Origin of the sequence: Xanthovirga aplysinae, assembly GCF_009711365.1 — a bacterium.
Lineage (GTDB): Bacteria > Bacteroidota > Bacteroidia > Cytophagales > Cyclobacteriaceae > Xanthovirga > Xanthovirga aplysinae.
The window spans coordinates 1-8124 of record NZ_SMMB01001104.1; the positions used below are offsets into that span (position 1 = coordinate 1).

4 protein-coding genes are annotated in these 8124 nt (G+C 37.9%); all 4 read right to left on the bottom strand.

Annotation, left to right across the window (positions count from 1 at the left end):
* Positions 1 to 873: ACP S-malonyltransferase (gene fabD, locus E1171_RS12970; protein WP_155206434.1), on the bottom strand; the 873-nt coding region annotated here is incomplete at its 3' end.
* Between the two features lie 462 nt (positions 874 to 1335).
* Positions 1336 to 1746: a thiol-disulfide oxidoreductase DCC family protein gene (locus tag E1171_RS12975; protein WP_155206435.1), complete on the bottom strand. Its 411-nt coding sequence runs from the start codon at positions 1744 to 1746 to the stop codon at positions 1336 to 1338.
* Positions 1747 to 1873: 127 nt separating this feature from the next.
* Positions 1874 to 4663 (bottom strand): T9SS type B sorting domain-containing protein, encoded by a 2790-nt coding sequence (locus E1171_RS12980; protein ID WP_155206436.1) that lies wholly within the window; start codon positions 4661 to 4663, stop codon positions 1874 to 1876.
* 329 nt (positions 4664 to 4992) lie between these two features.
* Positions 4993 to 7878, bottom strand: a complete 2886-nt coding sequence (locus tag E1171_RS12985) for a T9SS type B sorting domain-containing protein (RefSeq protein ID WP_155206437.1) — start codon at positions 7876 to 7878, stop codon at positions 4993 to 4995.
* Between the last annotated feature and the right edge of the window lie 246 nt (positions 7879 to 8124).

The following is an 8124-nucleotide window of genomic DNA, read 5'->3' on the forward strand; positions in this document are numbered from 1 at the left end:
GATACTTTTAACTTCCGATGGTCGGTTGATTTTTTTAACTAATCCTTGTAAAACTTTTCCAGGGCCACATTCAATAAACGTAGTTGCACCATCAGCTACCATTCTCTGTACAGATTGAGTCCATCTAACTGGAGCTGTCAATTGAGCAATCAAATTGTTTTGAATTTCAGAAATATCTGAAGAAGGCAGTGCATTTACGTTTTGATAAACGGGGCAAGAAGGAGTTTTAAAGGTGGTATTTTTTATGGCTTCTTCGAGCTCGGCCCTTGCAGGTTCCATTAATGGTGAGTGAAAAGCACCTCCCACTTGAAGAGGAAGAGCACGCTTGGCACCTGCTTCCTTCATCTTTTCACAAGCTATTTCAATTCCTTTGTTGGTGCCTGAAATCACTAATTGTCCCGGACAGTTGTAGTTTGCAGCAACAACAACTTCAGTTTCAATGCCAGCACAGATGTCAACTACGGTTTGATCATCCAATCCCAATATTGCAGCCATAGTAGAGGGGTTTTGCTCACAGGCTTTTTGCATGGCATAAGCTCTTTTCGCAACTAATTTTAGGCCATCTTCAAAAGATAAAGTTTTGTTGGCAACTAAAGCAGAGAGTTCGCCCAAAGAGTGTCCTGCTACCATGTCGGGTTGAAAATCTTCAGATTCTGATGCTAAAATGACAGAATGAAGAAAAACTGCCGGTTGCGTAACTTTCGTTTCTTTTAATTCTTCGGCTGTCCCATTGAACATAATATCAGAGATACGAAATCCAAGAATATCATTAGCTAATTCGAATAGATCTTTGGCTTTTTCTGAAGAGTCGTATAGTTCTTTACCCATTCCACTAAATTGGGCACCTTGTCCAGGGAAAACATATGCTTTCATGTTGTTTCTTTTTTTTTCGTTGATAGATTAAAAATATGGGGGATTTTGTAGTTTTTCCCTGGGGGTGACCAAGGGATGACTCAAGTTTGAATATAAATTACAAATAATAAGAATTATGTTCTTTTCCTTTTTTGAGTAGTTAATTTTCCATTAAAATAAAAAGTTCTGAGTCTTCACTTTGAAAATCAACCATGGAATATTCTAAGAAATAAGTATTTCCATCAATCTTTCTAGTTTAAAAAGGATTAGAAATTTTGTGATCTATTTTTGTTCAGTCCTTAAGTACTTTATTCCAATTATTCCCCACTATTAAAAAACACTCAAAATAAAGAGAATAAAAAATAAATTACAATACCCATTATTATGAATGATATTGTGATTGCTGTTTTTGGTGAATTGCAGAGAATTTTGGGCTTTTTTAAAATCCAAATTTTTTAATTCCTAATAGGTAAGCCCCAAAAATTATCCTAAAAACCGTTCTTTTAAAGCGGAATCTGGTAAACGGCAGCTATCCGATTTTCCAAAGATCCGATAACGGTTTTGGGCCACCAAATCATAAAGAAAATCAAGAAAAGACTTGGGAAGAATCTGAAATGCAGAAAAAGCAGGCCAAAGACCATCTAATTTACCTGCGATCTTTAAGGCAGCCTCACTTTTAAAATAATACTTTTCTTTGTCAAATAACACAATGGAATTTGGAGAGGAAAAAAGAATATGATGTTTTTTTAAAAGCTTTTGAGCATATTTAGATTGAAGGGATGCAAAAACAAAGCGCCTCTTTGAATCATGGTCAATGATAAAATTAACAGAACTGTTGCAAAAATTGCAAACCCCATCAAATAGTATGATATATTTATGGTCTTTTGATTTCATTTAAATCATCATCTTAGCATTATGGACGTGTGAATTAATTAATTGTTACGGTTAAAATCCTTAATTCTCTTTTTAACTATTCTATTGGAAAAATAGCCGCTTTATTATGCATCAGGGTCACATTTACTTAATATAAAACGTCTACCCAACCTTTCAAAACTTGTTTATTATTTTCCGGTTCAAATGTAACAAATTCTAATTCTGCCTCATAATAATAGGTGCCTGACAGGACTTTTTTCCCACTGTTCGAAGTGCCATTCCATTCCAAATAAATGCTTTTTTCTTCATCCTGTTTATTTGAATAGACTTCTACTCCCCAGCGATTGTAAACTGTAAAATTAACGGACTTAACAAACAGAGGACAATCAAATGGCCTGAAAGTGTCATTTACCCCATCTTCATTGGGTGTAAATACATTGGGAAGCTCATAGTAGGTACAGTTTTCCACGCAAAAGGTTTCTGTAGGTGGGCTTTGATTACCAGATCGATCAATGGCTATGATTTTATAGCATCCTGCAAATGAACCCTCCTGAGGTGGGTGTTCAAAATGTGGCTCAGTAACTGTGGCAATTGTCTCAAAGCTATCTTCTTCTCCTGTTTTCGAATACAAAACTAAGTATTTTGCAATATCATTTTGACAATCGCCTGAAATATTACCTTCCCAGTTGAGTTCATTATAATATCCAAAGAGACTGCAGGGTTTTGTTGCCAGGAAATCATTACAATTTTCAATGGCAGGGTTGGTAATGGAAAAATTAAGGGGAGGACAAGGTGGGATAGTATCATTTGGCCTTGCACAAATAATTTGAGAACGATTTATTAAAGGCTCAAGGATGTTGGGGTTATTATAACTTCCGAAGGTCTCAACATAATAGCAATACTCAAATTTGTCTGAGAGTTCTTGTCCGATATTTCCTTCATCGATATACTGAAACCCATATATAGAAACATCCACACTATCCATTAATACCAATTCTTCAGGATTACTCTCATCAATTCGATCTCGGTAAATGTAATGTCGGAAGTAGGTGGGGGTTACCAAGGCCCAGGGTACATTGGCTTGCCAGTTTAGGGTTATTCTTCCTATTTCAGGAATAGGCTCCAACCAAACGGTGGAGGCAACAGCAGAAGAACCTATTTCTTTTCCATTTGAGTCATAAGCAAGTACCGTATAATTATATATTTCTTCATAGGTATTTAACCCCATGTCGGTAAATGTGGTGTCGGTTGTTTCCAGGACCATACTCCTATCTTGCTCTCCAGTCATACCAATTGACCGAAACACCTGGTAGGAGTAAGGAGGGATGAAAATTTGTTGATCCACTTCAAATGGAGAATACCAGCTAACAATTACCTCTCCCTGCGTTTCGCTGGTTGTTTTTACGTCTGCATGGGTGATTACCGGTTTATCCGCCTTGACCATAATACAGGATTCATTAGAGACAAGACTTTCTAGTACTTCTTCTCCAGTAGGCTCCTGGAATTCTGCCACAATCCGATAACACAATTCAGCACCCGGTGGCAAGTCAGTCTGATCCAAAAAGTTTTTTTGTTCAGCCTCAACTTTTCCAACCAACTCGTAACCTAAACCTTCAGGTATTCCGGTTTCACAATTATCCGGTGTAAAGTCTAAACTTCCCGTTCTCCTCCAGATTTGAATAGAATCCGCATTGTTGCAGGAGTAGGAGTCCCATTCCAATTGAATAGATTGATTGCTCGTTATTGTTGCCGTAAGGCCTTCTGGGGCAGGGGCTACCACTCTAATATTCCATGTTTCAAAGGCAGTAAGGGAGGGACCTCCTTCTTGTGGCATATCTGTGGCTTTAAACTGAACGGTATAAGGGCGCGCTTGTAAATGAAGGCAGGAGGTTTGCCACGTAAAATTTAAAAGAGCCGGTGTTGGTTGATAAATTGGAGGAGAGGGCGTAAAAGATGCTGGGTTAGTATTTAAATCAAAAATTCCACCATATGCCTCTAACATAACATCATCCCCATCTTCATCTGTACCTTCTATCTCTACTTCTAACAAATTACCTGCAACGATACAGGTGTCTTTTGGAATGCTCAATTCTGGAGGGTTATTATCTGTTTCTTCTACAAGGATTTGCATATCTCTGGTAACATAACCTAACTGATGCCATATTCCGTTAATTTTCCTCCACTCTTCCACAATAAAGGCCACATTGTATTCTCCTGCAATTCCAGGTGCATCCCAGATCAAATCCCCCGTTAAAGGATCCATAGTGTAGGTAGGAGGGCCAGTTCTTGTCTCATTTCCTCTGTCATAATCAATGTATAAACTGGGGTCATGGGGAAATTTAAACCCATCTACAATCAATTCCTCTTTTTGTTTGTTTTTTACTATTTGGTATGCCAAACTATCACCATCCGCATCAAAAGCTCCAGGGTTATGAATAAATTTTATTCCACTTGCGGCATCATCTATTGGGGGGATTAACAAAACTGGAGTTTGGTTCATACCTAGTAAGGGATCAATAAGGATCTTAGTTTCAATATAGAAGGCGGTATTTACCGAATTGGTCATTGTAAGAATTCCTTCATTTCGAAAATCCTCCTGGTAACTTACTGAATAAGTTCCTGGTGCTTGGAATGTATGGGTAATCGTGAAGGTGTTTTTGGCGATAGCCTCACCAATGAGTACAGAAGTAAAATCTTGTGGAGTAACTTCTATAGAGTTGCCATCTCCAAAATTTAAGACTCCTGCTGAACCAAACAGAACTGGAGGCGAGGCTCCTTCTGTATCTGTATAACCGACTAAAGTAAACTCGTATGTGAGTGTTTGAGTACTTATTCTTCGAGCTGTAATTTCACCTGCTCTAATATGGGTGGCTTGTAGGAGTTGGGGAAGAAATAAAGAAAAGGAAAATATAATAATTAATACCTTGAATTTTTTCATAAAAACGGAATAAATTTTATGCGTTGGCTGATCTTTTGATTTTGTTAGGGTATAAAAAAATCATCCATTATTATCTTTTATTGATGTTCGATTTGTGATTGTTGAAGCCTGGTTTTACCGGGCTATTAATATTTTTAGTGTAAAAATGTCAATTAAAAATATTGTTTACAATGTATTAAATATTGGTAAAAAATGCTATATCGTTGAATTAAATTAGGGATTATTAAAAGATTTAATTTGAAAAATTTTAGTTTGTAGCCAGTGAAGGGAAAGTTTTTTATTAAGTAAGGAGGTAAATACGAGTTTCTTTGTCAGTTTTCCAGTAATTACTAATAAAGAATGTGTAGCCAACCCTTAAATTCTTGTGTTTTTTTATTAGGGTCCAAAACATTAAATGTGACTGTTATTTGATAATAGTAAACTCCGGAAGCCAGTCTTTCACCCCCTTTGGTTTTGCCGTCCCATTTTATGAAAAGCTTGCTTTCGTCTCCAGATTCAATATTATGAACCTCTTTTCCCCAGCGATTAAAAATTTTTACCTTCACGGATTCTACAAAACGTGGACATTTACTAAGAGGGCTGTCAAAGGGTTGAAATACGTCATTTTTATTGTCCCCGTTTGGCGTAATGATATTGGGAACTTCAAAATACGGACAATGGTCTATACAAACCGCGGCTGAAAACTCCCCCTTATTACCAGAACTATCTAAGGCCCGAACTTTATAACAGCCTGCAAATGAAGTTAAGTTGGAATGGGTGAATACCGTATCTATTAGTGTGGCAATCAATTCAAAAGGTCCATTTTCTCCCGTTGGTGAAAAGTATAACTCGTATCCAATAAGATCATCTGTTTCGCAGTTAAAACCAGCTCCCTTATTCCAACTGATGGTATTGAAGAAGTCTTTGAAATCACAGGCTTTATCCTCAAAATAGCTCTTACAATCTTTGATTACGGGGTTAGAAACTTGTATTATGGTTGGAGGACAAGGGGGAATAGTATCATTTACTTTTCCGCAGATGATTTGAGAACGGTTGATTAACGGACGCATAACTTCAGGATGGCTATAGGCACCCCGGGTAGTGACAAAGTAACAATATATTTTGTCAGGGTCCATTTTTTCTCCATTTTGCCCTCTATCTGAATAAACAAATCCCTGTTGAGTAACCTTTACGCTATCGATCAGGACCAATTCATCAGGGTCGTCTGGATCTATTTCATTTCTGTAAATCAAATGCCAGGGAAAATCATCGGAGGAATTCGACCAAGGAACTTGGGCGGCCCAATTAAGAGTAATTGCATTGGTAGATGATATAGTTTCTACTCTTACACTGGAAGCCGTTGAGGAACTGTCCACAAAGATATTATTGGCATCGTAGAGATAAATTCTATAGTTGTAGATATAATTCGTTGTATTTAATCCTTTATCTAGGAACTTAGTGTCAGTAGTTTTATCAAGGATTTTTAGGTTATTGGTACCCCTAAAACCTTCAGCTCGTACCACTTCATAGGTATAAGGAGGAGGAAATTTCTCTTCGTCAATTTCAAAAGGAGGAACCCATTTAATTTCAATTTCTCCTTGGGTTTGGTCTGTGGTTTGTATGTCTACATGGGTGATTAATGGGGCGGTAACTGCAAGTCGGTTGCAAACTTCTTCCGACGCATAACTTTCTCCCTTTCCCGGGGCAGGAAAGGTAGCGACTATCCGGTAACAAAATTCAACCCCTACATCAAGACCAAAGCTGTTATTGTTATCGATAAATGAAGTAGTGGAGGCATCCACTTCTGCAATGAGTTCATACCCTGAGCCATCTGGAATTCCTGTTTGGCAATTTTCCGGATTGAATTCAAAACTGTCGACTCTTCGCCATATTTGAATCGTTTCAGCATGTTGGCATTCATATGTATCCCAATTTAGTTTAATTTGTTTCCCTGGAATTGTTTCTGCCGTTAAACCTTTTGGGGCAGGCCCAACAACTGTAATGTTCCAGGTTTCAAAAGCCGCTAGTTTAGGATCAAAAGAATGGGGCTGATCGATGGCTTTAAACCTGACTGTATATGGTCTTTCCCTTACGTGGGAACAATTGGTCTGCCAATTGAAAAAAAGCTGAGCAGGATCGGGCGATGTAGGTTGTGGATTTGGTGGATTGGGCAAGAAAGTGGCTGGTGATGAGGATTGCTCAAAAACCCCTCCATATGCCGAAATGGTGACAGGGTCATTTTCAGGGTCCGTTGCATAAATAACTTCATTAAGCAGGGTGCCGGCTTCGATACAAGTGTCTTTGGGTACTATCAATTCGGGGGGATCATTATCAGTACTTTCCACAATAATTTGCATGTCCCGTGTAACATAGCCCAAAATCTGCCAACGCCCATTGATTTTTCTATACTCTTCCACAATTAGGGCGGTATTGTATTCTCCTTGTAGACGTGGAGCATCCCAAATCAAATCCCCATTTAAAGGATCCAAAGTATAAGTTGGGGGTCCTGAATAGGTGGAGTTTGCTTGATTATAATTAATGCTAGGGTAATGAATAGGATTATTGGGTAAGGTGAAGTTATTTACAATAGTGTTTTTGGCCTGTTTGTTTTCTACCAAACGATAAGCCAGGCTATCTCCATCCACATCATAGGCCCCCGGATTATGGTAGAATATTTTTCCCGTTGCGGCTTTATCAACAGGTGGAATCAATAAAACCGGTGTATTGTTAAGGCCTACAAATGGATCTATTAGAATACCAGTTTCTACATAAAAAGGAGTATTTACAGAATTGTCCATTGTAAGTACTCCATCATTTCTATTCTTTTCTTCATAACTAATTACATAGAAGCCAGGGGCCTGAAAAGTGTGTTCGATGGAATAGGTATGCCTGGAAACCTCGTCTTCTATAATGGTGTTGGTGAACATATCATCCTGTAATTGTACTGGCCTAGATCCATCACCAAAATCAAGGATGCCATTTCCAAATCTTACGGTCGAGCCGGTGTCTTTATAGCCAATAATTGTAAATCGGTACCTGAGTGATTGGGCGGAAATTCTTTCGGCGATGATCTCACCGGCACGAATATGGGTGGCCTGGGCTTTAAATGAGCAGAAAAGCTCCAAAAGAATAAAAAATACAAAAATTAGTGGTTTATAGTTCAAACCAGCCATTGGCGATAATTCCTTCTCCTCTGTTGCAATCATATTGCTTATAAAACTCAAATCATTGCACATGGTTTGAGGAGAAGAAAAGAATTACCTTTTGGATTCAAAGCCCTGGTTAATAAAGCTAAGTGCTAATTGAGACTAGCGTTAATTCCCCAAAAAGTAGTTTTTTAGCAGGACTATTATTTTTTGTGTTTTTTAAAATCTGTTGGAATCCTTGATTGATGTCTTTGATAATTTCATTTATTTTGTCCAAATCTTTCTATATTCCCATAATACTCCCAATTTTCTCTCTATGGATATCAAAGAAATTTG

Bases quoted from the DNA above. Each gene is read 5' to 3' on its own strand.
- E1171_RS12975 (WP_155206435.1), bottom strand. From the start codon at position 1,746: ATGAAATCAAAAGACCATAAATATATCATACTATTTGATGGGGTTTGC.
- E1171_RS12980 (WP_155206436.1), bottom strand. From the start codon at position 4,663: ATGAAAAAATTCAAGGTATTAATTATTATATTTTCCTTTTCTTTATTT.
- E1171_RS12985 (WP_155206437.1), bottom strand. From the start codon at position 7,878: ATGTGCAATGATTTGAGTTTTATAAGCAATATGATTGCAACAGAGGAG.